Annotated in this window: 29 protein-coding genes and 1 pseudogene; 7 read left to right on the top strand and 23 right to left on the bottom strand. The window is 47.7% G+C overall.

Annotated elements, in window-relative coordinates; all coding sequences use genetic code 11:
- Window positions 1-68: 68 nt before the first annotated feature.
- The 6 genes from dnaB to NYE69_RS12530 all read right to left on the bottom strand — a co-directional run bounded on the left by dnaB (window position 69) and on the right by NYE69_RS12530 (window position 4809).
- Window positions 69-1436 carry a replicative DNA helicase gene (gene dnaB / locus NYE69_RS12555; protein ID WP_340926432.1) on the bottom strand — a complete coding sequence of 456 codons (1368 nt, stop codon included), beginning with the start codon at window positions 1434-1436 and terminating at the stop codon, window positions 69-71.
- Window positions 1396-1755 carry a hypothetical protein gene (locus NYE69_RS12550; protein WP_213509832.1) on the bottom strand — a complete coding sequence of 120 codons (360 nt, stop codon included), beginning with the start codon at window positions 1753-1755 and terminating at the stop codon, window positions 1396-1398. Before NYE69_RS12550 ends, dnaB begins: the two co-directional genes overlap by 41 nt.
- Complete coding sequence (locus NYE69_RS12545) at window positions 1742-2719, bottom strand: hypothetical protein (RefSeq protein WP_340926431.1); 978 nt, start codon at window positions 2717-2719, stop codon at window positions 1742-1744. The genes NYE69_RS12550 and NYE69_RS12545 overlap by 14 nt, the downstream gene beginning before the upstream one ends.
- Window positions 2720-2963: 244 nt before the next feature.
- The gene (locus NYE69_RS12540; RefSeq protein ID WP_340926430.1) at window positions 2964-3362 is read right to left on the bottom strand and encodes a hypothetical protein; all 399 of its coding nucleotides are present in this window, start codon (window positions 3360-3362) and stop codon (window positions 2964-2966) included.
- 343 nt (window positions 3363-3705) lie between these two features.
- Complete coding sequence (locus tag NYE69_RS12535; protein WP_340926429.1) at window positions 3706-4011, bottom strand: hypothetical protein; 306 nt, start codon at window positions 4009-4011, stop codon at window positions 3706-3708.
- Between the two features lie 69 nt (window positions 4012-4080).
- Window positions 4081-4809 (bottom strand): Rha family transcriptional regulator, encoded by a 729-nt coding sequence (locus NYE69_RS12530; protein ID WP_340926428.1) that lies wholly within the window; start codon window positions 4807-4809, stop codon window positions 4081-4083.
- Between the two features lie 182 nt (window positions 4810-4991).
- Between NYE69_RS12530 and NYE69_RS12520 the strand changes: the two genes are divergently transcribed.
- Window positions 4992-5657 (top strand): hypothetical protein, encoded by a 666-nt coding sequence (locus NYE69_RS12520; protein ID WP_036624714.1) that lies wholly within the window; start codon window positions 4992-4994, stop codon window positions 5655-5657.
- 32 nt (window positions 5658-5689) lie between these two features.
- On the opposite strand, the gene NYE69_RS12515 is transcribed toward NYE69_RS12520, so the two are convergent.
- The 9 genes from NYE69_RS12515 to NYE69_RS12480 form a co-directional block, all read right to left on the bottom strand.
- Complete coding sequence (locus NYE69_RS12515) at window positions 5690-5971, bottom strand: hypothetical protein (protein WP_340926427.1); 282 nt, start codon at window positions 5969-5971, stop codon at window positions 5690-5692.
- Window positions 5972-6359: 388 nt separating this feature from the next.
- Window positions 6360-6611 (bottom strand): hypothetical protein, encoded by a 252-nt coding sequence (locus tag NYE69_RS12510; RefSeq protein WP_340926426.1) that lies wholly within the window; start codon window positions 6609-6611, stop codon window positions 6360-6362.
- 41 nt (window positions 6612-6652) lie between these two features.
- Window positions 6653-6811 (bottom strand): DUF3970 family protein, encoded by a 159-nt coding sequence (locus NYE69_RS33695; RefSeq protein ID WP_115311225.1) that lies wholly within the window; start codon window positions 6809-6811, stop codon window positions 6653-6655.
- A gap of 243 nt (window positions 6812-7054) precedes the next feature.
- The gene (locus tag NYE69_RS12505; protein WP_340926425.1) at window positions 7055-7276 is read right to left on the bottom strand and encodes a hypothetical protein; all 222 of its coding nucleotides are present in this window, start codon (window positions 7274-7276) and stop codon (window positions 7055-7057) included.
- Between the two features lie 39 nt (window positions 7277-7315).
- Window positions 7316-7483, bottom strand: coding sequence for a hypothetical protein (locus tag NYE69_RS12500; protein WP_340926423.1), 168 nt, complete (start codon window positions 7481-7483; stop codon window positions 7316-7318).
- 254 nt (window positions 7484-7737) lie between these two features.
- Window positions 7738-7938, bottom strand: a complete 201-nt coding sequence (locus NYE69_RS12495) for a hypothetical protein (RefSeq protein ID WP_340926422.1) — start codon at window positions 7936-7938, stop codon at window positions 7738-7740.
- Between the two features lie 248 nt (window positions 7939-8186).
- Window positions 8187-8426: a hypothetical protein gene (locus NYE69_RS12490; protein ID WP_340926421.1), complete on the bottom strand. Its 240-nt coding sequence runs from the start codon at window positions 8424-8426 to the stop codon at window positions 8187-8189.
- An 80-nt stretch (window positions 8427-8506) separates the two neighbouring features.
- Window positions 8507-8734, bottom strand: a complete 228-nt coding sequence (locus tag NYE69_RS12485; protein ID WP_144245275.1) for a hypothetical protein — start codon at window positions 8732-8734, stop codon at window positions 8507-8509.
- A 57-nt stretch (window positions 8735-8791) separates the two neighbouring features.
- The gene (locus NYE69_RS12480) at window positions 8792-8998 is read right to left on the bottom strand and encodes a helix-turn-helix transcriptional regulator (RefSeq protein ID WP_340926420.1); all 207 of its coding nucleotides are present in this window, start codon (window positions 8996-8998) and stop codon (window positions 8792-8794) included.
- Window positions 8999-9151: 153 nt separating this feature from the next.
- Here NYE69_RS12480 and NYE69_RS12475 point away from each other — a divergent pair, with 153 nt between their 5' ends.
- From NYE69_RS12475 to NYE69_RS12465, 3 genes are all read left to right on the top strand, one after another.
- Window positions 9152-9535, top strand: coding sequence for a helix-turn-helix domain-containing protein (locus NYE69_RS12475; RefSeq protein ID WP_036624734.1), 384 nt, complete (start codon window positions 9152-9154; stop codon window positions 9533-9535).
- A 142-nt stretch (window positions 9536-9677) separates the two neighbouring features.
- On the top strand, window positions 9678-10265 hold the full coding sequence (locus NYE69_RS12470; RefSeq protein ID WP_340926418.1) for an ImmA/IrrE family metallo-endopeptidase: 588 nt from the start codon (window positions 9678-9680) through the stop codon (window positions 10263-10265).
- A 51-nt stretch (window positions 10266-10316) separates the two neighbouring features.
- Window positions 10317-12002 (top strand): recombinase family protein, encoded by a 1686-nt coding sequence (locus NYE69_RS12465; RefSeq protein ID WP_340926417.1) that lies wholly within the window; start codon window positions 10317-10319, stop codon window positions 12000-12002.
- Between the two features lie 17 nt (window positions 12003-12019).
- Here the strand turns inward: NYE69_RS12465 and cotJC are convergent.
- The 8 genes and pseudogenes from cotJC to NYE69_RS12425 all read right to left on the bottom strand — a co-directional run.
- Window positions 12020-12211 (bottom strand): annotated as a pseudogene (cotJC, locus tag NYE69_RS12460) (spore coat protein CotJC); the annotation flags it as partial.
- Window positions 12212-12381: 170 nt separating this feature from the next.
- Window positions 12382-12657, bottom strand: coding sequence for a spore coat protein CotJB (locus tag NYE69_RS12455; RefSeq protein ID WP_340926416.1), 276 nt, complete (start codon window positions 12655-12657; stop codon window positions 12382-12384).
- Between the two features lie 4 nt (window positions 12658-12661).
- Window positions 12662-12913, bottom strand: a complete 252-nt coding sequence (locus NYE69_RS12450; RefSeq protein ID WP_340926415.1) for a spore coat associated protein CotJA — start codon at window positions 12911-12913, stop codon at window positions 12662-12664.
- Between the two features lie 1152 nt (window positions 12914-14065).
- A complete protein-coding gene (locus NYE69_RS12445; RefSeq protein ID WP_036624751.1) occupies window positions 14066-15424 on the bottom strand; it encodes a hemolysin family protein in 1359 nt (452 codons plus the stop codon).
- Between the two features lie 16 nt (window positions 15425-15440).
- Window positions 15441-16580, bottom strand: coding sequence for a radical SAM/CxCxxxxC motif protein YfkAB (gene yfkAB, locus NYE69_RS12440; protein ID WP_326045220.1), 1140 nt, complete (start codon window positions 16578-16580; stop codon window positions 15441-15443).
- Window positions 16577-17677, bottom strand: coding sequence for an HD-GYP domain-containing protein (locus NYE69_RS12435; protein ID WP_036624754.1), 1101 nt, complete (start codon window positions 17675-17677; stop codon window positions 16577-16579). Before NYE69_RS12435 ends, yfkAB begins: the two co-directional genes overlap by 4 nt.
- A gap of 88 nt (window positions 17678-17765) precedes the next feature.
- On the bottom strand, window positions 17766-18593 hold the full coding sequence (locus tag NYE69_RS12430; RefSeq protein WP_328273538.1) for an undecaprenyl-diphosphate phosphatase: 828 nt from the start codon (window positions 18591-18593) through the stop codon (window positions 17766-17768).
- A 34-nt stretch (window positions 18594-18627) separates the two neighbouring features.
- Complete coding sequence (locus NYE69_RS12425) at window positions 18628-20067, bottom strand: bifunctional metallophosphatase/5'-nucleotidase (RefSeq protein ID WP_328273539.1); 1440 nt, start codon at window positions 20065-20067, stop codon at window positions 18628-18630.
- A 140-nt stretch (window positions 20068-20207) separates the two neighbouring features.
- On the opposite strand from NYE69_RS12425, the gene NYE69_RS12420 reads away from it, so the two are divergent.
- From NYE69_RS12420 to NYE69_RS12410, 3 genes are all read left to right on the top strand, one after another.
- On the top strand, window positions 20208-20960 hold the full coding sequence (locus tag NYE69_RS12420; protein WP_340926412.1) for a molybdenum cofactor biosynthesis protein: 753 nt from the start codon (window positions 20208-20210) through the stop codon (window positions 20958-20960).
- An 84-nt stretch (window positions 20961-21044) separates the two neighbouring features.
- On the top strand, window positions 21045-22091 hold the full coding sequence (locus NYE69_RS12415) for an HD-GYP domain-containing protein (RefSeq protein WP_328273379.1): 1047 nt from the start codon (window positions 21045-21047) through the stop codon (window positions 22089-22091).
- A 124-nt stretch (window positions 22092-22215) separates the two neighbouring features.
- The gene (locus tag NYE69_RS12410; RefSeq protein WP_328273378.1) at window positions 22216-22554 is read left to right on the top strand and encodes a L,D-transpeptidase; all 339 of its coding nucleotides are present in this window, start codon (window positions 22216-22218) and stop codon (window positions 22552-22554) included.
- Window positions 22555-22834: the final 280 nt, after the last annotated feature.

The following is a 22834-nucleotide window of genomic DNA, read 5'->3' as shown; positions in this document are numbered from 1 at the left end:
AAAACAGAATGTATGTTCGGTTCAATGTGTGCAAAATGCTACGCCCAGTAATCAATAACAGGCAATTTTTACATTGCTGGTGCTTCTTGTTGGGCTCGTTCGTAATTCGCAAATTTACTGAAGTTTTTAAGGAACACAAGTTCTACCGTTCCTACTGGGCCGTTTCGTTGCTTGGCGATGATAATCTCGATGATGTTCTTCTTCTCTGTGTCTTGGTTATAGTAGTCGTCACGATATAGAAAGGCTACGATGTCTGCATCTTGTTCAATTGATCCGGATTCCCGAAGGTCGGAAAGCATGGGGCGTTTATCCTGCCGTTGCTCGACGTTCCGGCTGAGCTGGGACAAAGCGATTACCGGCACATCCAGCTCCCGGGCGATCAATTTTAATGTTCTAGATATATCAGACACTTCTTGCTGGCGGTTCTCCTTACGCCCGCTGCTGGCGATTAGCTGCAAATAATCGATCAAAATCATGCTTAAACCATGCTTTTTCTTAAGTCTTCGGCACTTGGCCCTAATCTCAGCTACGGTAATCCCAGGTGTGTCATCGATATAGATATTCTTCATACCCGAAATGCTCGTCACGACTTTAATCCAGTCCAGCTCTTCCAACTTTCCTTCCTTGAGCCTAGAAGCTTCGACATTTCCCTCAGAGGCAATCGACCTTTGCACTAACTGTGAATCATTCATTTCCAGACTGAAAATTGCAATAGGTTCTTTAACTTCTCTGGATGCATTCTGTGCCACATTAAGAGCAAACGCCGTCTTCCCAACACTTGGACGAGCTGCAACAATTATCAAGTCGCCTTTTTGAAAACCGCTGGTCATCTTATCTAGATCCATAAATCCGGATGGCACGCCGGTAATTAACGATTTGTCGCGATTTAGCGCACGTTTCTCCAGTTCTTCAAAATAATTCATCGCCGCTTCCTGAATAGGAATGAGTTCTTTGGCTGGTGAGGCTTGGTCAGAAAGGATGTCCACACTCTGCTGCATAAATAATAAAGCTTGCTCGACATCCCGTTCCTCGGTCGCCATTCGTACCTGCTGAATACCTGACCGGACTATACGGCGTAGTAGAAGGGATTCGTTGATGAGTTTGATATAATAATCAAAGTTATGAATCGTAACTACACTACCGGAGAGCCTTTTTAGGTACGATACGCCCCCAACAATTTCAAGCTCACCTTTCTCTTTCAGGGCTGCGGTCACCGTGACCAAATCAATCGGCTTCATTTCTTCATGAAGCTCTTCCAAAACGTCAAAAACCATACGGTGCGAGTCATCGTAAAAGGCATCCGCCTCGCTTTTGTCCATGAAGGTATTCATAAGTTCCGGTTGGTACAAAACGCATCCAAGAACAACTTGCTCCGCAGCCAGATTGACGGGCAGCTCATAATTTAGCGTGCTTACTATACTGTTTTTTAAGCTCATAAACCTGCTCCCTCACTTCCTTTGGCGGATCAACCGCAGTGGCGCTCATTTCGTCCCACTTTTCCAAGTACTCCCGACCTTCTCGCCTGGATTCTTCCAGCTCCTTACGGCTGCCGATTCCTCCACGGATATCGGAGATTATCGGCTCCACACGATAACGGTTTGTCAGTATATACTCATCAAGATTTGACTTAGCCATCTCGTAGGGAAAGTCTTGCAATTTCTCATAAAACCGTTCGATATTTTCAGAGCTAATATCAAACTTCGGATAATGTTGATGGATGGTTAAAAATAAAAGTGCAACTTCATCCCGTTCCATGCCTTTGCCTTGCCCCCTCTGCTATAGCTCTCAAATTTTCAAGCTGCGTTAGATGATCATGTGCTGTTGTCATTTCAGCATTTAATTGACTTGCCCATCCATCCTTGATCGCTCCCTCGTAGTAGCAGAACGATGAAATGGAGGTTGTCGTCGAGTATTTTTGAAATGTCTTTTGCATCGTTCGGAGAATGAAGTGTAGAGGGATTTTCTCAAAAACAACCAGCGAAACCATCAATTTCAGTTCCTTCTCCTTCACCAGACTAAAGGACTTGCTGTGCAGGGATGTATAGGCACGAAGCAAGCTGACGACATCTTCTTTCAACCTGTCCAAATTTTGAACAACTACTTTATTACTACTAGTAGTATTAGTAGTAATAGTATCTTTAAGTAAGTGTTCAATTTTTGAACGGGTTTCTTCGTTTTTTTCGAGAAAGTCGTTCAATTTTTGAACGACTTGGTCTGAGTCGTTCGGAAATTGAACAGCTTTTTTATCATACCCGTCCAAATTCTGAACGACTTGACCTTGTTTCGGAGGTGGGGTGTCCAAGTTTTGAACGACTTGCGTCGGACTTAGTTCATTATCTGCAAAGTCGTTCAATTTTTGGTCAACTCCCCCTCCAACCCCGTCCAAAAATTGAACAGGTTCGTGATTGTAAAACTGAAAATTCAGGATATACTCCCCATCATCCTTGCCTTGTGGTGGTTCGGTGTATTTAAAAAACCCCCCAGCTTGTAGTTTGGTTCGATGGGTGCCAATGGTTGTCCGGCTTTTGATTCCCGTCGCTACAATGACTTCTGTATTCGACATGATGAATCGATTGGACCAGCCTAATTTACTAGATTTTCGCCAAAGAGCAGTTAATATCGCCAACCCTCCCGGACCATACATACTTGGTCCTCCCATAAGCACAAATTGATCTAGCAGTCCAGAAAGGGTATATATAGCTCTGGCTGACTCCGTCAATGTGGTTCCCCCTTCCGTAGCAGCCAAGTCAATCATTTACGTTCGTCTCTGAGGTACACAATGGGATATTTAAAGCTCACAATGCGCCAATCTGGATAGGCTCTTTCAAAATATGCTGTCAACTCCCTGTCAAACGCTCTAAGCTCCCCGCTTCGTCGGAGATCCCAAATCCGCTCTCCTACCATGCTCTTTAAAAGCGGTGGACCTAACAGTTCATCCATTTCACTCCATCCAGATGTCTGGGTCATGAGGCCAAATCCCCTAGCAGCACGTCTTCAAAATTGCATAGCCCAAGTCTAATTTCGATAGCATTAACTGCGATCTGCAGCTTTACCGGCTCCAGGACCATTAACCGTGAAAAATCAAAATCAAGCTGGAGGTCGTAAAGATACAAAGCCAGTTGGAGAAGATACCATTCATCAAAGTTCCAATTTTCTCTAGCCAACTTGATTTCAATTTTCTTTTTGTCAATTTGTTGCGTGTCAAAGCTAACCACTTCATTGAATCCATTACACTTTGGGTGATGGACCAAAATGTAAATCAAGGCACTCCATTTACGGTTTTCATCCCCAGGCATGGGCTTGGATCTTATTGAGCGCACATTTGCGCTCAGTTCCATCAATCGTTCTAGCGATACCGTCATATCTTACCTCTCCTTACTGAACGCGAATGTGCGTTCATTCAAAATTTGAGGAATCGTGACTTACTTGAAATCCGCACAGAAACATGAGATAATACAGCATCTGAGTTTTTATGTTTCTGAACTTGGGGTACATTGGTTTTGCCAGACCGACGTACCCTTTTTACGTTGTATTCGCAGGATAATGCGAGCGAGAATCTGATGCTGCATCTCACTTTTGTCAAACCAAATTCTCGCCATGAATAGAAGCGTCCAATCGGGTTCCACTCAGTTCACCTCCCTCCACACTGAACGCAGCCTCGCGTTAAGTGCGGAAAATACGACTCAACGCAATCATGCGTTCAGGTCAAGCCACACCAAACCTTTGCTTAAACATCGAAATCATCTTCTCTTCATTTGTACCTACATATTGGGTACAGCAAATCCTAGTTTCATCATTTTGAAATCGAGCTTTATATTTGGTATCGTCTGTCCAAATTTCAAAACACTCCCCCCAGAACCGTTTATCACCCAGCCGCATCAATGAGGATTTACGAACAAGCAGTTTTCCGTCATGTTCCAGAAGAATATCTTCAAGCTCAACGCGATCCTGGTCGCTTTCCTGAAAAAGGCGCCGCAATTCCGCCCGAGCTTCCTCCCGACTTCTCGCCATCTTAATACCTCCTTCCGGATTAAATACTGAACGCATATCTGCGTCCATCTATTGAACGCAACGCTGCGTTCAGTTACTAGACGCGCTCTTGCGTTCAGTAGCCGGGACTGGCTTCCATAAAGCGATGAACTTCAAGGCTTGTTCAAAATCCTTCTTTAAAATATCGCGGTAACTATTAACTTCAAATTTGACATACAAGGCGCGATACAACTGTCGAAATAATTCCGGGCGCTCTTTTTCGTTTTTTGTCAATACAATGACTCGCCGGCCAATGGCCTGCTGAATGATTCGCTGCTCCGAAGTCTTGAGCGTAACTGTGTTCTCCATTTGTTCGGTTACCTCCTGAATCCGTTCTTCAAGTTGTTTTACAGTTTGAAGGAGTAGCGGATTCTCGGGCTGCTTGTATTCCATCTGAAGCTGCTGCTCCATCCTATTAAATGCCCCTATATAATCTTCTTTGAATCTGGCAGCCTCCTTACCTGTAAATCCGGTGACCAAGAAGGTGAATCCGTCACGCGTAACTTTGTAAGTTGGCAATTTACGTCCGGAACGATCGATATATTCACTGGGCGCAAAATTGCGCAAAATGAATTCTGGGCTGCATTCCAGATTTTTAATACTTCGAAGGACGTCCGCGTGCCGCTTGCCAAATTTATCAGCGATACTGCGACTATCCGTCATGATGACGCCATTTTCTACATAAACAAAGTGTTCGTCTGCCAGAGTTTGTGCTGCAGGTAATACAATATTGTTTTCCACCATGGCTCCCTCCCCTTTCCATGTTTCTTCATTTCCCATCGTTACCTCACACCTCCCCTTGGCCTGCCATCTTCGGGCGGAGTAGGCCATCTCTCCGCGACGCCCTATCTAGGGCGTTTCGGCTAATTACTACGGAACATAACTACAATCGAATTCCAATTTCTGATAATATAATGGTAGAAAAATACTTTTACAAAAATATACATAGGGAGACCAAGTTCATGGATTACAGAAAATTCATTGAAGATGCCCAACAGTATTCTGAAGGTTCTTCGCCTTGGCAAAGTTGTTTTGATGATGCTCTCAATGCAGCCAAGAATTCAAGAGAATTTAAAGCTGTGTATTCGATTGCTCAAAAACTTTCCGAGTATCAATCAAAAGGTTATAGCCAATGGAAAAACTTCATGCTGACCGCCCTCGAGGCCGCCCAAAATCTAAAAGATGATCGATGTATTATTGAAACCGCCCTTGCTCTTGCTAGTGAAGAATCAAAAGGTTACAGCAGCTGGAAGAACTTTACGCTAGAAGCATTGATAGCTGCCGAAAGACTCCAAGATCACTTTTTGATCAAACAAATCGCTCTTGATTTGGCAAGCGAAGAATCCAAAGGTTATAGCAGTTGGGAAAACTTTACTTTACGGGCGTTGGAATCAGCAAAACTTTTAAAGGATTTCTCCAGCATCAAGCAAATTGCTCTTGACCTAGCAAGTGAAAAGTCACCAGGATATAGTACTTGGCGATCTTACATGGAACTAGCTTATGATGCAGCTATTCAGGGACAGGATTTCACAGCTGTGGCCAAGATCGCTAAATCAATTGCTGATGAAGCATCATCAGGTTCTTACGATCAACAACAATGGCAAGAGAGAGCTGATCGATACTTCTGAATGTTACTGGCCGGGGAGTCCCCTGGCCTTTTTTAAGCCAGTGACTCATCGGATTCTTTTGCTGGAAACTGAGAAAGCAAGATTACGATTTGAGATACTTCCGACTTGGCTTGCATGGCGTTTACGAACACTTTTGAAGAAGTATTGACAGTCTTGTTCTGAAGTAGCATTAGGTCTGAACACATTTCCGAGACCAACTCCTCTAATCGCGATGTAGCTTTAGAAATCATCTTCCAAAAGGAGATGGGATCTGTCTTGTACATTCGAAGCCCTGATTCTGCTACTACATTTTTTATATCCGGAGTAGTTTCCATAGTGAGCACCTCCCTCTGGCCTGCCATCTTCGGGCGGAGTAGGCCATCTCTCCGCGACGCTCAGGTAAGGGCGTTTCGGCTTATTCGGTAATCTCTAGATTGGCGAGTAAGTAAGCTAGGTCCCCCGTATCGTACACAGCATCTGGGTAAGACCGGGAAGTCCATTCCCCTTGTGCAAATTCCCATATTGCACCGTCTGGAGCAACCATTTCGTAGCTGGCGGCTCTTAGCTTCTTCTCCCACTCCTCCGATCGTTCTTCGACACAAGCGCTGCACAAGTTATGTTCACTATCTACCCAGAAGCAAGCATTACCTTCAGAATTCACACAGGCATTATTATCTGTGCAGCCACATATTCTACAAACGCCCCACACAGTCATACACTCCTTTATTCATTGATAACATCCAGTTGGATGAAACCGGTAAGTCCTGTTTTTTGAGCCAGCCTCAATCCTCTTTCCGATGCGATAATCCTGGCGTGTTCAATCATCTGATCCAAATCGTAATCACGAACTTCCTTCGGATTGATAGCCCAGTTAAACTTATATCGAGTAATAAAATTCACTGCTCGTATTGCTTCAAAAAACTCAGGTGTTGAACATTCTACTCCATCAACAATTCGAGTCCGTTTCAACCCCATATGCATGCCCCCTATTCACAGGTTCATCATGATCAAGACTGTTATTCGCTAATACTGCCAATTTCAACATAAACACGAACGTATTCACTGTTTCTGTTTGGGTAAGGCTTCGAACGTTGCAAAACTCTGTAATAATCCTGAAAATGCTCCAAGAACCGATCGATTTCCCTGGGTAAACCCTCAACCCGTATTTTCAGCACTCCCTCGTTCCTCCTTTGTGATTTTTGCCGGCACTACCGCGAGAGTTGCCATTTTCCCAACCCATTGACCCATATGGACCGTCTTGGCCTTTCGGTGCGCGCCCCTACTATGCCTCCACGCATCCCACAGGCGGTTATGTGGATGATGACGAACCAGCCGTTTGTCTTCGTCCTTTTAATGAGGGAGTCAACAACGACAAAAAATGTAACCCTCGCGCTAATGCTGGCATGTAAGACAAAGAATCAGGAAATCTCAATCCCTTTTTGCTTCAGAGCTTTAATCCACTGGCTTTTAACCTCATCAGAACAATGCTCCATAGCATCTGTCCAGGTCGGCCAGCGACCATGCTTTTCAAAAAATGTAAACTTCCAGTAAAGACTGTCCTGATTGTGTGGATGCTGTGGGTCATGTTTTCTCCTACACTTCTGGCATAAGATCGGAGCCGCTGAATTTAGCGCAGACATAGCCTGTCCTCCTTTATTTGTAGTGATAAGAAATCAGTCCTAATCTCCCGTAATTGCTTTGATAGCATCTGCTACAGTCGCGTAAGTGTGGCCTTTCCCAAGTGCCGGTTCAATAATATAATCCTGACAATCACCGACCTCTGCGCCATTCAGCATTTTTATTTCAAATCCATTGATGGTTAAAACCGTTTCCCACTCCCTTTCCATTTTCTTCTCCTTTCGTTTAACGGTTTGATGTGAATATCTTCGCCCGCCTTAAGATGGAAGATCAAGGGAAAACAGTTTTGATATTGCCGTCTCGGGTGCCCCTGGTTTAACGGGTCTGCAACCGCCGCAGCACATATGTTGATATTGGTCACTACACTGTTTCCATTCCTTGAATACGTCACCCGCATCTCCATAAAACATTCACTGAGCGCAATCTTGCGCCAAGGCTTGTCCCACGGAAAGGGCGAACCGTATCAGTTATCCAGGCACTCGATTTCCTTACGAACTAAATTCCGTAAGTCATCCTCAAAGTCGTCGATAACCTTTATCAGACTTTCAAGTTTCTCTTTGGCATCCATATTTGGATTATTCGGATCCTGATCCATCACCGTTTTTAACTGTGCATACCGTTCCGCCAGCGCTATTGCAAATTGCTCCTTGTCCTCGTTATTCATGGAATCACCTTACTGTTTCAGCAGTTTGTTGGGAAATCCAGGTAAGAACATCTTCTAAACTAAACTCAGAACCATCAAGTGTGAATCTAAATTCCTCGGAATTGTCGTTGACTCCGATCTGAAGTAAATGACTGCCAATATGTATGCTTGAACCATGGAGCATGTAGGGCAACGAATGAATTGCCAATATACTCATGATTGTGATAAGGACATCGTCCACAGAAAATAATTCCTCCCATTGGATACAATCAGGTCATGTCTTTAAAATGATCATCCAGTGCCTCCTGGATGGACTGATGCAGTTCAGAACCCAGTTTTTCTTGCCTTTCATTTGGGTCCTGAACATTACATGCAAAAAGGCTTGCATCTAGCACCGGTTTCCCGTTACGAACATCAAAACGGAAAAAAGTATTTTCCAGATTATTGATTTGCACAATCCCCCAATTACTTGCCGTTGGCATTTCGATTTTGGTTATGGTTACTTTCATTTGAATCCCCCTCACCTTAAAAATCAGACTAAATAGTGCAAATGAGGTCCCAATATCTGCTAAAATACAATGGAGCGCATTTATTTACTTAACTGAAAAACGGGCCATGCAATGAGATGCATATCCTTGACGATTTTGCTTATTGCTTCCGGCGCACGAACGCAGAAATCGTCGCATATTTCTACGGTGGTTTCACCGAACTTATAAGTCTCAACAACATTTCCTTGCATAAGCATTGATTCGGGCTTTTGCATACCTGCATCCCTCCCAGGATTAAGTGTATGCAGCCGGTTCTGTGGGACAGCCATGTTTTCTCACCTCTTATTTAGTATCACTGAGAAATGTTCGTATTTCGAGCGTCGTATTCAAAACAAATCATCAATTGGTTTGCCCAACTCTTGTGATAATAACTGAGCAACTTTCAATGACGGATCGTACTCTCCGCGCTCGATGTTCGCTAGGTATGGTCGAGAGATTCCTACACGTTCAGCCAGCTCAGATTGGGTTAACCCCTTACTTTTTCTTGAAATAATCAATAATGTACGTTTCTTTTCTCTTGCAACTGTGTTCATTCAACCTCAACTCCTTTTTCCGCTCGTTTAACGAACATTTGATGTCTAAATTATATGTTCATTTTGCGAGCGTGTCAATATCAAAATGTTTGTTTTTTGAACGTTTATTTTACGAACATTTTCGTTTATTATTCATTTAGGTGGTGATAATAATTGGCTCTTTTTAAGGAACGTCTCAAAGAACTTAGATTAGAAAAAGGACTTACTCAAGAGCAATTAGCTCAAAAAATGGACATACCCGCAGCTTCGATAAGAAGGTTAGAAGTATCCGAGTCAATTCCTCGAAAAGAACGTTTAATTGCGTTGTCTAATTTTTTTAATGTTTCTATAGATTATTTAATTGGTAAATCTGATAAAAGAGATGGGAAAACACAAACTGAGGACATAGAGGGACTGTTAAATCATCCGCTTCATGGAGCATTTTTTAAAGGCTATCTTGAGGCCCCAGAGCAAAAAAAGGCAGAAATGAGACAATTCTTAGAATTTATACTTCAACAGGAAAAAGATCGAAAACCAGGACAAAAACAAGGCGAGTAACTTTTGCGCATTTTGTCAAAAAAAGTAATGCTAAAGTCTTGATAATTTCCTACTTTGGTCTGATAATGAGTGTATATGGCCCTACAGGGCTTTTCTTTTTACATAAAAAGGGAACGTACATTCTCATATAGGAGGCCGTTATATGTTTAGAAATTATCAGATGACTGAACTTGAGAAATTCCAAGCGGATCTCTATGCTAGAATTAATATTCAGCATCCTTGGGAGTTGGAAATTTTAGAGATTGCGGATCGATTAAACATATGGATCTATTTTACTAAGCAAGGAAGTAAAGCGCTGGAGTTAAAAGAGGGATTGTATTCCATAAACATAGATAAAAATTTATCACCTATGCAGCAACGCCTGGATTTTTTTCACGAACTCTGCCACGTATTACGTCATGCAGGGGATCAGTCCGTATTACCTGAAATGTTTACACAAGTTCAAGAAAGGGAAGCGGAACAATTCGTTTACTATGCTACATTACCTTTTAAAATGATTAGCGAACTTCCAATTCCTGTACGACTTGATCAAGCTGTTTCTTTCTTGTCTTCCGAGTTCAGAGTCCCTGCACAATTGGCGAAACAACGTCTCGATCAACTAAAACGAAGAACTTTTTTTGGAAATTTACTTGTCTCTTCAGCGAAAAAAAATCAAGTTCCAGAAAAAAGAGAATGGTCAAAAATGACCCATCAATTATTAATTCAATTAGAGTACCAATTAAAACACTGATTCTATTTCAAATTACTTATAGCATATTTTAAACATGTAGGAGGTTAGAACATGGTACATACTGTAATTGATCAGGAGGAAAAAAAGTTATATGACCAGTATAAAAACGAATTTTTCTCGTTAGTAGCTCAGCATAAACTAGATATGTCTGAGGAGTTTTGCATTTATTTAAGAAAATCTCGAGCTGACATTGAGGCAGAAGCTCGGGGTGAAGGTGAGACTTTTATTCGTCATCTACGTAACTTGCTTGATCTTGCATTACGCCAGAAAATTTATGTTGCGGAAATATACAAGGAACTTGTATCCGGGGAAACGATCGAAGCAAGACCGGTTATTCAGCACGTTATAAGTGAAGTAGAAGATGAAAGATGGCAGGGCGTACTGGTTATGGAAATCGAACGTTTGGCTCGTGGGGACACAATTGATCAAGGGACCATTGCTCAAACGTTCAAGTACTCTGGAACAAAAATCATAACTCCTACGAAGACTTACGACCCTAATAACGAGTTTGATGAGGAGTATTTTGAATTTGGATTATACATGTCAAGGAGAGAATATAAGACAATAAACCGCAGGCAACAGCGAGGTAGAGTGGATTCAGCTAAAGAAGGAAAGTACACTGGGAATATTAACCCCTATGGTTACAATAGAGTTAAGTTAGTAAAAACTAAGGGCTACACCCTTGAAATAGTTCCTGAAGAAGCCCGAATTGTTAGATTAATTTATGAATGGTACACCAAAGGTGAACCTGACCAGGATGGTGTATACCATCGTTTAGGTACTGGTTTAATAGCCCGAAAGTTAAATAACTTAGGTATTCCATCTGCTAAGGGCGGAGTATGGACTGTTCCAACGGTCAGAGACATACTGAGGAATCCTGTTTATAATGGTAAAATAAAGTTCAAATCAAGACCTTTAATTAAAAAGAAACAAAATGGTAAAATTATCAAGAGCCGTCCAAGAGCAAAAAAGGAAGATATGATTCTTGTGGACGGATTACACCCTGCTATTATTGATGAAACTACTTGGAATTTAGCCCAAGAAATTATGTCTAAAAACCCAAGAAAGCCAGTTGGTCTAAGATTAAAAATTTCTAATCCGCTTGCCGGTCTGGTAGTCTGCGGAGTATGTGGGCGTAAAATGATAAGACGACCGCATAAAGGTCGGCCGGCCACACTTATGTGTCAATTACCTAGTTGTGGAAATGTTAGTTCATTTCTTGATCTAGTAGAACAACGAATTTTGGCTGGATTAAAAGAATGGTTAAAAAATTACAAAGCAGAGTGGGATAAGAATGTCCCAGTTAATAATGATGCCAAGAATGAAGTAATGGAGTTGAAAATTGAATCAAAAATAAACCAAGAAAAAAAATTAGCTGAATTGGAGCAGCAACTCGAAAACGCTTTTGATCTTGTTGAACAAAAAGTCTATGACGTTGATACGTTCCGTATAAGATCACAACAGCTGAAGTCAAAAATCAATGATTGCAAAGAAGCACTTTCAAAAATCGAACAAGAGATAGCTTTGGAAAAAGAACGAACAACTGCCAGAGTACGAGTTATTCCCCAGGTTGAGCATGTCCTTGATGCGTACTACAAAACAGATGATCCAGAGATTAAAAATGAATTACTAAAAAGTGTTTTAGAAACATCCATTTATTTAAAAACAAAAAAAGCCCGTTGGAACGGGTCGCTGGATGATTTCAAAGTCACTCTATTTCCGAAACTTCCTCAGTGACAACATGGTGGTACTGATTCCTCGGTGCCGATATCGTTCAGGAGCCCGATGACCTTGTCGGGGATCGTGTACCTTTGGTTCAAATAACGCAACGCGGCCGCCAGTTCCCCGTCGGCTCCGCCGTACTGCTCGATCAGCAGTTTGGCCATCCGGGGGTCGCATTTGCCTACGCGAACAGGATATTGCAGCTTTTTCTCATATATCCACATATCGCCTAATTAACCTCCTTTAGCTTCAATCACAGGAAGAGGTAGTTAAAACGTCTTGAATTCAGCCGGGCCTTCCGGTGCTCACGAACCCAAAACGTACGCTCCGCCCCTTAGCCCCTAGCTTCATCAAACCTTCTCGGTCCTGAAAACCCGACTTTTTGAACACACACTTAAACCTGCCAAGGCCACGGGCTTTGCGACCATTCCCAGGGGAATTTCGAATAGGCTCGCCCAAAGTTTTGCAGCGGTCCGTAAAGCTGCTGAAAATGATTGGCGAGCTGTGTCCGTTCCCGGGTCACTTGGTTAAACTGCTGAATGGCGGCCAGGTCGTCGGGGTGCGTGTCAAGGTACAGGTTTAGCTCGACCAGCACGAAATCCAGCGCCTGCAGCTTTTCCAGCAGTTCATAATATTGCGAATCGAACGGCTGGTTTGCATTCTCACTCATGGGATCACCGTCCTTTTCCCCATTTGGATTCATAAGGGCTGTACAAAGCGGGCCACAACGTACCGTGTCTCAAAGCCTCCATCGGGCTGAACTGCGGCAAATTCGGCGGTTGAAAATGTATAAATAACTGCGGAGGGGTGCTGTATGTTTTGTGGGTGATCGGCGGACAAGGATCAAATGGGCCAATGAAGGGGGTAAATACACGCTCTTGGGGATGGTTCAAAGAAATTTCCTCCTTTTCCGGGACATATTTCATGCTGTCAGGAAACCATCATTTCCCTGCATCTTACCAATAACATATGACGTTCGCCCAGATAATGAACCGAAAATCCGCAAAAATCGCAAAAAGTGTCTGGCTTAACCTTATAATCCTTGCTTGCCAGTCAAGTCGAAAACCGATCGTGGCAAGAAACGCGGAAGGGTGTTGAAAGCTCGAGGATTGGGAAGTGGGGTGGCCGGCAAATCCACACTCCCTGTCCGGAGCTTTGCACGATTATCCCCTTTGATCAGGTAGCAGAGAGAAAGACAAGCTCGGGAGAAAAATATTTGTGGAGAAGCAGATAGGTTCGAGATAATTTAGACAGGCATAGGAGAAGAAATCAGGTTTAGAGGAGGTGAAACAGACCGGACAAGAGATCAAGACAGGAGATCAAGACAGGAGATCAAGGACAAGACGCGAGGGAAATGAAAAGACCGTGATTATGCTGTAGCCTAAACTCTTCCGTCTGCAGCAACGCCCGCACTGTTCATGCTAACCCCTACCCAATTAAGTTGATCCGCATCAAGTAACCCCCACCGTTCAAACATCGCGATCAGCGCCTCCATGCAGGCCTGCTCGCTGTTAAAACGGCTGCTGAATGGCTGCTGAATGGCTGAAGTTCCGTTCCCGCATTGATCTCCATGTTTACTCGCCCCCGAATCAAGAATATACGAACATATATTCCATTTATTTCATTATACCAAACGTGCGTTCCCTTATCAAGCCAAAAAATCTCACCTGAACCACCTCATTTTTTTCCCCCTCTTTTTTTCCTCTCTCTTTTTCCTCTCTCTTTTTTTGGAACCCTTGCTCTAGCCCCCACCCCCTGGTCCCTGAACGTAAGGGATAATCGTGCAAAGGCAGGCAGCAGGCAGGAACACCAAGACACGCCCCCCCGGTAAAGTCCAACGCACGCCCCTTCAGCGGCTTGTTGTATTTGCTGTGCGACCAAGTCGGCACACTCGATTGACCGGTTGTCTTACAACAGTTGCTTGCTCGACTTGATCAACGAAGCAGCCCAAAAAGCCGGGAAGACACTGACCGCTTCTAATTCAGCGTCAACTCCGGCAATGGATTGCTGTTTTACCCTGCTACATCAAGGCTTGTCCGCCGATTTTTTTGCTGCGAAAGTTGAGTGATAAAACCGTACTATTCATCCTCCAACTCAGCTTCATCCGGCTCCAAAATTTGCAGTTTCGTAATTTTCACCCGGGTGATGCGAAGGCGGCCCGATTCGGCCACTTCAAACAGGGTGTCGTCGACTTGTATTTTTTTCCCTTTGGCCGGAGCACCTTCCAGCTCCTTGAACAGCCACCCCCCGATGGAGTCGACCTCTTCATCCTCGATGTCGCTGCCGACCAGGTCGTTGACTTCCTCGATCAGCATCCGGCCGTCCACCGAATAGACGCCTTCCGCCAAAATTTCCACTTCCGGACGTTCGTCCTCGAACTCGTCATGCAGGTCGCCGACGATCTCTTCGAGAATTTCCTCCGCGGTCAGCAGCCCGGCCGTGCCTCCGTATTCGTCCACCACCAGCGTCAGCTGGGAATGCTTCTTCTGCATCAGGCGCAATACATGGCTGACTTCCATCGACTCCGGCACGTTCAGAATCGGCCGCACCATTTGCGCCAAATCCAGCGGGCGATCCGCTTCCGGCAGCAGCAGGTCGGTAATATGGACAAAACCGATGATTTGGTCTTTATCCTCAACCGCAACCGGATACCTGGAATGCTTCGTTTCGGCCACGATCTTCATGTTTTCTTCCCAGCTCAGGTTCGTGTACAAGCAGTCCATGTCCGTGCGCGGCAGCATAACCTCGCGGGCGAGCATGTCCGAGAAATCGAAAATATTGTCCACCAGCTTCATTTCGTCCTGATCGAAAACCCCGCTTTTGGCGCTTTGATTCATCAAAATGCGGATCTCCTCTTCGGAGTGCGCCGCTTCCGCCTCGCCGGCCGGCTCGATGCCGATCAGGCGCAGCGCCCCGTTGGCCGCCGAATTCAAAAGCCAGATGACCGGCAGGAACACCCGGTAAAACATCAGCAGCGGCCACGACAGCCACAGCGACGTCTCCTCCGATTTCTGGATCGCCAGCGATTTTGGGGCAAGCTCGCCCATGACGATATGCAAAAAAGTAATGATCGCAAAGCCAACGGCCACGGAAACCGTCGAAATCAGCGTCGGATCCGTGGCGCCCATTTTATGCATGAGCGGCTCGACCAGCAGTTCCGACACGGCGGGTTCGCCGACCCAGCCCAAACCGAGCGAGGCCAGCGTGATACCCAGCTGCGTTGCCGACAAATACGTGTCAAGCCGTTTATTCACCTTCAGCGCATAATTCGCGCGCCGGTTTCCTTCTTTAACCAGTTGGGTGAGCCGGGACTGCCGTACTTTGACAAGCGAAAATTCGGCCGCCACGAAGAAACCGTTCAGAAAAACGAGAATAAATACGATAAGCAGGTTTAAAATCAGCTTCCCTACTTCAAATTCGGTATGACCATCAGGCAATGGAAACGCCTCTTTCCTATAGAGTTATCGCTTGGCGGGCTTTAAAGTCGATATTTTTGTAGTACATATCGGCGACAAGCAGATTGGGACCGCAGCAGCCGGCGGCATCGCAGTGGCAATTCACCGTCTGGTTCAGCGGATGCTCCGTTTGCCATTTGGCGAAAATGTCGTCCAAACGGCCTTCCTTCACATTGCCGAACGCCGGAATAGCCGCAAAATCCGTGACGTAAACATCGCCCGTAAACATGTTCACATTCACGCGATTCCGGCCGTCCGGGTCGTTGCGGACCGTGACGTTGGGTTCTTTCCGCAAGCGCCGCAATAGCTTCAGATCATCTTCACCATCGCTGCACGCAAAAAACGGCAAAGTCCCGAACAGCATCCAAACCGACGGGTCCCGCTCATCCAGCAGCTTATGTATCGCCTTGCGCATTTCCGTGAGCGCCAACACCGGCAGACCTTCGGCAAAATCGGCCGCATACATCGGGTGAACCTCATGCCTCCGGCAGCCCATCTCCACGATCATCCGGTGAATTTGCGGCAGCTTCTCGTGCGTCCGGTAATTGATCATCGACTCCGCGGAAATGAACATCCCCGCTTCGCTTAGTTTGCGCGTATTTTCGATCATTGTATCATACAGCTTATACGCCGCTTCCGCCGGAACGGAATGCCCGCTTCGCGCAAAACCCACTTCGTGAAAATCGCGCTCGCTCGTATAGTTGAAGGAAATGTGCATCACGTCCAAAAACGGCAGCAGCGGCTCGTACCGGTCATAATTCAAGGTCAGGTTTGAGTTGATCTGGGAGCGCACTCCGCGCGCCTTGGCGTATTTGAGCAGCGGGATGATTTTCTCCTCCACGGTCTGCCGCCGGAACGTCGGCTCTCCTCCCGTGATGCTGATCGTCTGCAAATGCTCCACTTCATCCAGCCTTTTCAGAATAAGCGGCAGCGGCAGCTGTTCGGGCTCCTTTAGCACCAGGCTGTCGCCGACCGCGCAATGCTCGCAGCGCATATTGCATAGATTCGTAACCGTCAATTCCACGCTGGTCAGCACATGCCGGCCGTATTTGCGCAGCGAACCGATCGGGTCCCACGGGTCGTTCTGCGGACTGATCGCCTGACTCCAAGCTCCCGCCATATTATTCGTTTCTATCATGATTTTATCACCATTCCCATCCCGTCAATCTCCGTAATCACCACGGCGAATTGAACGGACAAATCAATTTCAAAGGGCGATTTCAATTCCGCGCCCAGCGGATCGGTTAAAACCCGCACCACCGGACGCTGCGGCATATGCCCGTTAATTTTCACCACAACGCCGCTTTCGCCCGTACTTAACTTCACGGTCATGCCTAACGGGTAAATCGCCACCCGGTCGCGGAAGACCTCCAGCTTCGATTTTTCGTACCAATCCCCGCATCCGGCGTACAGCACCTCGAGCGCCTGATGCGGCAGCATCGCCTTGCGGTAGACGCGGTGCGTCGTCATGGCGTCGTAAGCGTCCGTAATCGCGATCCAGCGGGCAAACTCATGGATCTCCTCGCCCCGCAGCCCCCGCGGATAACCGCTGCCGTCTATCTTCTCATGGTGCTGATAAGCGCAATGCGCCGAAATCAAAGGAATGCCCGGCTCATCCTTAAGCATTTTAAAGCCCAGCTCCGGGTGCAGCTGAATCTGCTTAAACTCCTCGTCGGTCAGCCGGGAGGGCTTGTTCAGCAGCGACAACGGCAGCTTTGTTTTGCCCACGTCATGCAGCATCGCCCCCAGGCCAAGCATCGTCAGCTCGTCTTTGCTGTACCCGTGAATTTGTCCGAGCAGCAGCGTATACACGCATACGTTCAAGGAATGACGATACAGGTAATGATCCATGCTGTTGATGTTCATCATCATAATCATGGCGTCGTTTCTGGCGCTGAGATCGTCGAGAATCGACTCGATGACGCCGGTAAACTTTTTTCCCAAATAGGGATATACCACACCTTTGACGGCCGGGGTCGCCCAATTGCGAAACTGGGTCCGGATCTCCGAGAGCGCATGCCGCCGCGTTTCATCCTCGATCATGTCATTGACAACGACATCATCCGTACGCGGATCCGCAATGTAGACGAAATCCAGCCCGTGGGACTTAAGACGCCGAATAATCGCATCGGTCAGCTCAGCATTTTCGGAGAGAAGAACGACCCCGTCCTCATTATAAATCTTTTTGCCTAATTTCATTCCGGCCTGCAGCGAGCCGACGGGTATCAACCGCATGTTATCCACTTCCGTCTCTGTAATTTCGTAATGTCCCTATGGAACAGCGGCTTATTTTGGGTCGTTAAACTTCCAGCCATATGCGGTATTAGCGCATAATAAAAATCCAGAATAGCGCGGCAAGAATAAAGCGATAGTAAGCGAAGTGGCGAAGCCGGATTTTTTGGATCAGCTTAAAAAAGGCCACGATCACCACATACGCAACGATAAAAGCCACGATAAACCCGACCAAAAAATAGCCCAGCGTATCTGAAGTTAAATATCGGTAAGAATCGAGCATTTCGTAACCCGAAACCGCGCACATGATCGGAATGGCGATCAGGAACGAAAAATCCGACGCCGCCCGGTAGCTCAGCCCGCTGAGCATGCCGCCCGCAATCGTGGAGCCGGAACGCGAGAAACCCGGCCACAGTACGGAAATGCATTGGTACACGCCGATCAGCAAAGCCTGCTTGTACGTAAGCCGATCGATGTCCGGCGCCGTAATGTTCGCTTTGCGTTTGGAGAACCATTCGGCAAACAGCATAAAAGCGCCGCCTACGACTAAGGCCCACAATACCGTGGAAGGGCTGAACAGGCTTTTGATGAAATCCCGGAAAACATAACCGACAAGAAGCGCCGGCAAAATGCCCAAAAAAACATGCAGCAAATTTAGCCGCTGTGACGGAGCGTTCGGGTTGACGGTCTTCACTTTTTGGCTCAGGCCAAGCAAATCCAGAATCCGCTCCCGGTAAACCCAGGCCATCGCCAAAATGGCCCCAAGCTGGATGACGATCTCGAATGTTTTCATCTCCGGCGACTGATCGTCGTAGCCGAACAGCTTGGCCGTCAGGATCATATGTCCGGTCGACGATACGGGAATAAACTCCGTCAGGCCTTCCACAATAGCTAAAACAATCGCGACGATAAAACTCATCCCATCCTCCTGATCAGGTGTGACGTCTATTCTTTTATTCTACTTTTTTCCATCGCTGCTGAAAACAATTTTCCGCCGCGCCGTCCGTTTGCAGCTCCAGCCGCAGCAAATCGCGGAGGAAATCGGGGAGCATGAACCGCATATCGCTTCCATTTTTGAGCCGCTCGTAGCCGACGCCGAACGAAAACATATCCAGCGTTCCGACATCGTAGGTTCTCCGGGCTTCCACGGGCTTTCCCGCCACGCGGGCCTCTACGATCCGCCGGAAGGGAGGGGCGTCCGGATTGTAGAGGATTTCCATGCCGTCGACGCAAATGCTCCCCAGCACTTTCCCCCGGAAACCATATCCGAAAATGACCTTTTCCTTCATTTCATCCAATAGCGATTGCTCCAGGCTGTAAAGGATGTCCTCCCCGCTCAGCTTCATTCTGCAGGGGTTAATGGGCGACGGGCACCGTTCATGCAGCATCCCCGCGCTAATTTCGCCCGCCGGAAGGCCGGACAGCAGCTGTCCGCTGTTCACGATCGACAGCTCGCTGCCCGTATACCTCCGGACCGCTTGCGCGAGCAGATTCCCGAACGGAGATTCCGCGCCGTATTCAATAGGCAGGCTTCGCTCCGCGACGGCCACCGTGCGGCTTAACCGTTCTTTGGCTGCGGCCAGGTTGCGGGCAATCGCCGCTTGCACCCGCCCTTGCTTGGGCCCGTCCCCCACTTCGAGGCAAACGCCGCCGATTTGCAAAGGCCGGCCCTGGCCCGGCGGATTTTTGCGGACGACGATCTTTCCCAAATAACGGCCGAATTTACCCGCCGCCGTAATCATCGCCGAGCCGATTGGCTCGGGCGTCTCCAGCAAGTGATGCGTATGTCCGCCCAAAATCAGGTCGATCCCCGGTACCGTCGCCGCCAGTTCGCGGTCCAGCGTCACCCCCAGGTGGGACATGACGATAACGAGGTCCACTTGGCCGCGAAGCTGCCGCACGTCCTCGGCAATCGTCTCCCGCGGATCGAGTGCGCTTAGGCCCAGCAGGTCATAAAACTCGGCAAAAGCGGCCGTCGCCGCAACAAGGCCGATCGTAAACCCGCCTTTTTGCACAATCAGCCGTCTGTGCATCCAGTCCGGCGGACGTCCGGTCGCTTTTTCCAGAATGTTGCCGCACACGACAGGGCTTTTCAATTCCGCATATGCTTGTTCAAGCTGGCCGGGGGTAAACGTCAGCCCTTCATTGTTGCCGATCGTCACGGCATCGTAGCCCGTCAGGTTCAGCACGTCGACGTTGGCTCGCCCCATCGTCCCTTCGGTTTCCACGGCGGAACGGTCCATATGATCGCCGATATCGAGAAGGAGCGTAGGGCCGGGCGCCTGAGCCCGCAATTCATCGATCATGGCGGCGATGCGCTCCATGGCGTCGAAATGGCTATGTATATCGTTCGTATAAAGTATCGTTAATGTGTCCTGGTCCATCTCCGGCATCACATCTTGCCCCCTTGCCTTCTCCTTTAAATCGGCCTATTCTAAATTTTAGAGTTCAAAGAGTATTATATACCTTTAAATTGAACATTGTCTTCCGATAATGATATATTACAATCAAACCAAGCCGAGGAGATTTACTTATGAAAATTAAAATTGCCTTATTCGCCGGACTGGCGGACCGGATCGGCACGTCCAGCCTCGATTTCGCATTTCCGCATCCCGAACATCAGCAAGTGACCGCAGCTCAATTGAAAGAAGCCTTGGCCGCGGCTTACCCTGCCGCCTCAACGTTGATTGACGCTTCGTTCGTGGCGGTTAACCAGGAATATGCCGCCGGGAACGCCGTCATCACCGAGCGTGACGAAGTCGCCTTGATTCCGCCGGTATCGGGCGGGGAAAACGCCGCGGACGATGACGAAACCCCGCGGGAGAGCGAGCTTTACGTCATTACCGAAGAGCCGGTTTCCGTCGAGGAAGTCACCCGTAAAGTCATCACTTCCGCGCATGGCGCAACGCTCACTTTTACCGGCACGACCCGGGAATGGACCGAGGGGCGCCGCACGGTGCACTTGGAATATGAAGCTTACGTCCCGATGGCCTTGGCCAAACTGCGGCAAATCGGCGCCGAGCTCGGCGAGAAATGGCCGGGCGCGCGGTGCGCCATCAGCCACCGGATCGGCCGCGTCGGCCTGGCCGAAATCAGCGTTGTGATCGCCGTATCGGCCCCGCACCGGGATAGCTGCTACGAAGCGAGCCGTTACGCCATCGAACGGCTGAAGCAAATCGTGCCCATTTGGAAGAAGGAAATCTGGGAGGACGGTTCCGAATGGAAAGGGCACGGCTTGGGTCCATGGAACCCCTCCGCCCCTGGGACTTATAGCTCCGTACGGTGACTGGCGCCCCATAATTCTCATTGTCAATCCAATTATTACCTGTTATTATGAAGGAAAACTGGTGATTATGAGGTGTCATCGTCCTTGAAAGTGCATATCATGGAACTCAGGTCCGGCGACCGTCTTCAAACCGACATATTCAATAATTATGGTGTTTTTGTTATGCAAAAAGGCACCCGGTTGACAAGCGATGCCATCGTAAGATTGATGCAGCACGGGGTCGACTATGTGGATATTGAACCGCAAAGCCTGGATGCGGATGTTCCTTCGGAAGAAGGACCTTCCCATCCGGGGCAAAAAGTCAAACCGATTTTGGACGACGCCGTGGACGGTTTTGAACAGATTTTCTTGGAAGCGCTCACCGGCGGTACCTTTGACAATGCCAAAGTGGACAAGCTGCTTAAGCCGATGGTCGATCAACTCGTTGACCATAAAGACGTCGTATCCTTGCTCCTGCTCATTGGAGGCGATGACAACTATACTTACCATCACTCCATGCAGGTCGGCATGCTCTCCTATTATATCGCTTCATGGCTCGGCTATTCCAAGGAGGAAGCCTATCAGGCCGGCAAGGCCGGCTATTTGATCGACATCGGCAACTGCAAGGTGCCGCAGGAAATTTTGTCCAAGCCGGGCAAGCTGACGCCGGAGGAATTTGAACAGGTCAAAGGACATCCCGCCTACGGATATGAAATTATCCTAAACTCAACCGGGGACGAAATCGCCGCTCAAGTAGCGCTGCAGCACCATGAACGCGAGGACGGGAGCGGGTATCCAAACGGTTTGCGCGCCAAAGACATCCACCCTTTCGCCAAAATCGCCGCCGTCGCCGACGTTTATTCCGCGATGACCACCAATCGCGTGTACCGCTCCAAGCAGGAGCTGCTGACCGTACTGCGCGAGCTAAACAGCCTCAGCTTCGGCAAGCTCAGCCCCGAGCCGACGCAGGCGCTGATCCGCCATTTGCTGCCGAACTTCATCGGCAAGAAGGTGCTGCTCAGCACCGGCGAAGTCGGCTCGATCGTGATGACGAACCAGACCGATTTTTTCCGCCCGCTCGTCCAAACCGATGCCCGCTTCGTCGATCTCTCCAAAGAACGGGAAACCATCATCGAAGATGTGTATCTGTAATGTGTACCTGTAAGCTATGCAAGGCCGCTCCATGGGGCCAACCGGCCCGGGGCGGCCTTGCGTGCGCCCAATCCACTAAAGCCCAGAGAGCATACACTATGGCAAAAACGTGGAGGCGCACAATATGCCGAACTACCGCATCATCGTCGATCTTTCGGAAAGAAAATTATATTTGCTGGACAACAACACCGTTGTCCGCGCGTTTCCGGTCGGAATTGGAAAAATGCTCACGCAAACGCCGCAAGGCACCTATACGATCGTCAACAAAGCCGTGAATCCGGGCGGCCCGTTCGGCGCCTATTGGCTGGGGTTATCCAAACCCCATTACGGGATTCACGGCACCAATGATCCTTCTTCTATCGGCAAAGAAGTATCGCACGGCTGCATCCGCATGTATAATCCGGATGTAATCGAACTGGCAAGAATCCTGCCGATCGGGACGCGCGTCACGATCAGGCGGTAGCCGTAACTTGTGCTGAATTGGGGGCAATAAAATCTCCTCAGGCCCCCTCCTGAGTCCGTACGATGACGAAATGCAAAAGTGCATGCGATATTCGTCGATATCCCCCGAAATAGGCGGCTCAACTGCAAAAGTGCATTTCATTTCCGGGCAAAAGATACTTTTTGATCCGATAGCCCCAAATCAGATGTATTTTTGCACTTCATCCGCTCAAAAGCAGAAATTTGCTAAAAATCAAATGTACTTTTGCATCTGATTCCCAGCGAGCCTTCTTTCTTCCCAT

The organism is Paenibacillus sp. FSL R5-0527 (assembly GCF_038008055.1).
Taxonomy (GTDB): Bacteria; Bacillota; Bacilli; order Paenibacillales; family Paenibacillaceae; genus Fontibacillus; species Fontibacillus macerans.
This window is presented reverse-complemented; position numbering and strand designations above follow the sequence as displayed.

What these genes read in the sequence shown, in the direction of transcription:
- NYE69_RS12515 (WP_340926427.1), bottom strand. Translation starts at nt 5,971, where the DNA reads ATGGAAACTACTCCGGATATAAAAAATGTAGTAGCAGAATCAGGGCTT.
- NYE69_RS12495 (WP_340926422.1), bottom strand. Translation starts at nt 7,938, where the DNA reads ATGAATAACGAGGACAAGGAGCAATTTGCAATAGCGCTGGCGGAACGG.
- NYE69_RS12540 (WP_340926430.1), bottom strand. Translation starts at nt 3,362, where the DNA reads ATGACGGTATCGCTAGAACGATTGATGGAACTGAGCGCAAATGTGCGC.
- NYE69_RS12470 (WP_340926418.1), top strand. Translation starts at nt 9,678, where the DNA reads ATGTTTAGAAATTATCAGATGACTGAACTTGAGAAATTCCAAGCGGAT.
- NYE69_RS12455 (WP_340926416.1), bottom strand. Translation starts at nt 12,657, where the DNA reads ATGAGTGAGAATGCAAACCAGCCGTTCGATTCGCAATATTATGAACTG.
- NYE69_RS12485 (WP_144245275.1), bottom strand. Translation starts at nt 8,734, where the DNA reads ATGGCTGTCCCACAGAACCGGCTGCATACACTTAATCCTGGGAGGGAT.
- NYE69_RS12430 (WP_328273538.1), bottom strand. Translation starts at nt 18,593, where the DNA reads ATGAGTTTTATCGTCGCGATTGTTTTAGCTATTGTGGAAGGCCTGACG.
- NYE69_RS12410 (WP_328273378.1), top strand. Translation starts at nt 22,216, where the DNA reads ATGCCGAACTACCGCATCATCGTCGATCTTTCGGAAAGAAAATTATAT.
- NYE69_RS12450 (WP_340926415.1), bottom strand. Translation starts at nt 12,913, where the DNA reads ATGAAATATGTCCCGGAAAAGGAGGAAATTTCTTTGAACCATCCCCAA.
- NYE69_RS12420 (WP_340926412.1), top strand. Translation starts at nt 20,208, where the DNA reads ATGAAAATTAAAATTGCCTTATTCGCCGGACTGGCGGACCGGATCGGC.
- dnaB (WP_340926432.1), bottom strand. Translation starts at nt 1,436, where the DNA reads ATGAGCTTAAAAAACAGTATAGTAAGCACGCTAAATTATGAGCTGCCC.
- NYE69_RS12535 (WP_340926429.1), bottom strand. Translation starts at nt 4,011, where the DNA reads ATGGCGAGAAGTCGGGAGGAAGCTCGGGCGGAATTGCGGCGCCTTTTT.
- NYE69_RS12510 (WP_340926426.1), bottom strand. Translation starts at nt 6,611, where the DNA reads ATGGGGTTGAAACGGACTCGAATTGTTGATGGAGTAGAATGTTCAACA.
- yfkAB (WP_326045220.1), bottom strand. Translation starts at nt 16,580, where the DNA reads ATGATAGAAACGAATAATATGGCGGGAGCTTGGAGTCAGGCGATCAGT.
- NYE69_RS12500 (WP_340926423.1), bottom strand. Translation starts at nt 7,483, where the DNA reads ATGGAAAGGGAGTGGGAAACGGTTTTAACCATCAATGGATTTGAAATA.
- NYE69_RS12490 (WP_340926421.1), bottom strand. Translation starts at nt 8,426, where the DNA reads ATGAAAGTAACCATAACCAAAATCGAAATGCCAACGGCAAGTAATTGG.
- NYE69_RS12505 (WP_340926425.1), bottom strand. Translation starts at nt 7,276, where the DNA reads ATGTCTGCGCTAAATTCAGCGGCTCCGATCTTATGCCAGAAGTGTAGG.
- NYE69_RS12480 (WP_340926420.1), bottom strand. Translation starts at nt 8,998, where the DNA reads ATGAACACAGTTGCAAGAGAAAAGAAACGTACATTATTGATTATTTCA.
- NYE69_RS12530 (WP_340926428.1), bottom strand. Translation starts at nt 4,809, where the DNA reads ATGGGAAATGAAGAAACATGGAAAGGGGAGGGAGCCATGGTGGAAAAC.
- NYE69_RS12435 (WP_036624754.1), bottom strand. Translation starts at nt 17,677, where the DNA reads ATGCGGTTGATACCCGTCGGCTCGCTGCAGGCCGGAATGAAATTAGGC.
- NYE69_RS12425 (WP_328273539.1), bottom strand. Translation starts at nt 20,067, where the DNA reads ATGCCGGAGATGGACCAGGACACATTAACGATACTTTATACGAACGAT.
- NYE69_RS12520 (WP_036624714.1), top strand. Translation starts at nt 4,992, where the DNA reads ATGGATTACAGAAAATTCATTGAAGATGCCCAACAGTATTCTGAAGGT.
- NYE69_RS12465 (WP_340926417.1), top strand. Translation starts at nt 10,317, where the DNA reads ATGGTACATACTGTAATTGATCAGGAGGAAAAAAAGTTATATGACCAG.
- NYE69_RS12550 (WP_213509832.1), bottom strand. Translation starts at nt 1,755, where the DNA reads ATGGAACGGGATGAAGTTGCACTTTTATTTTTAACCATCCATCAACAT.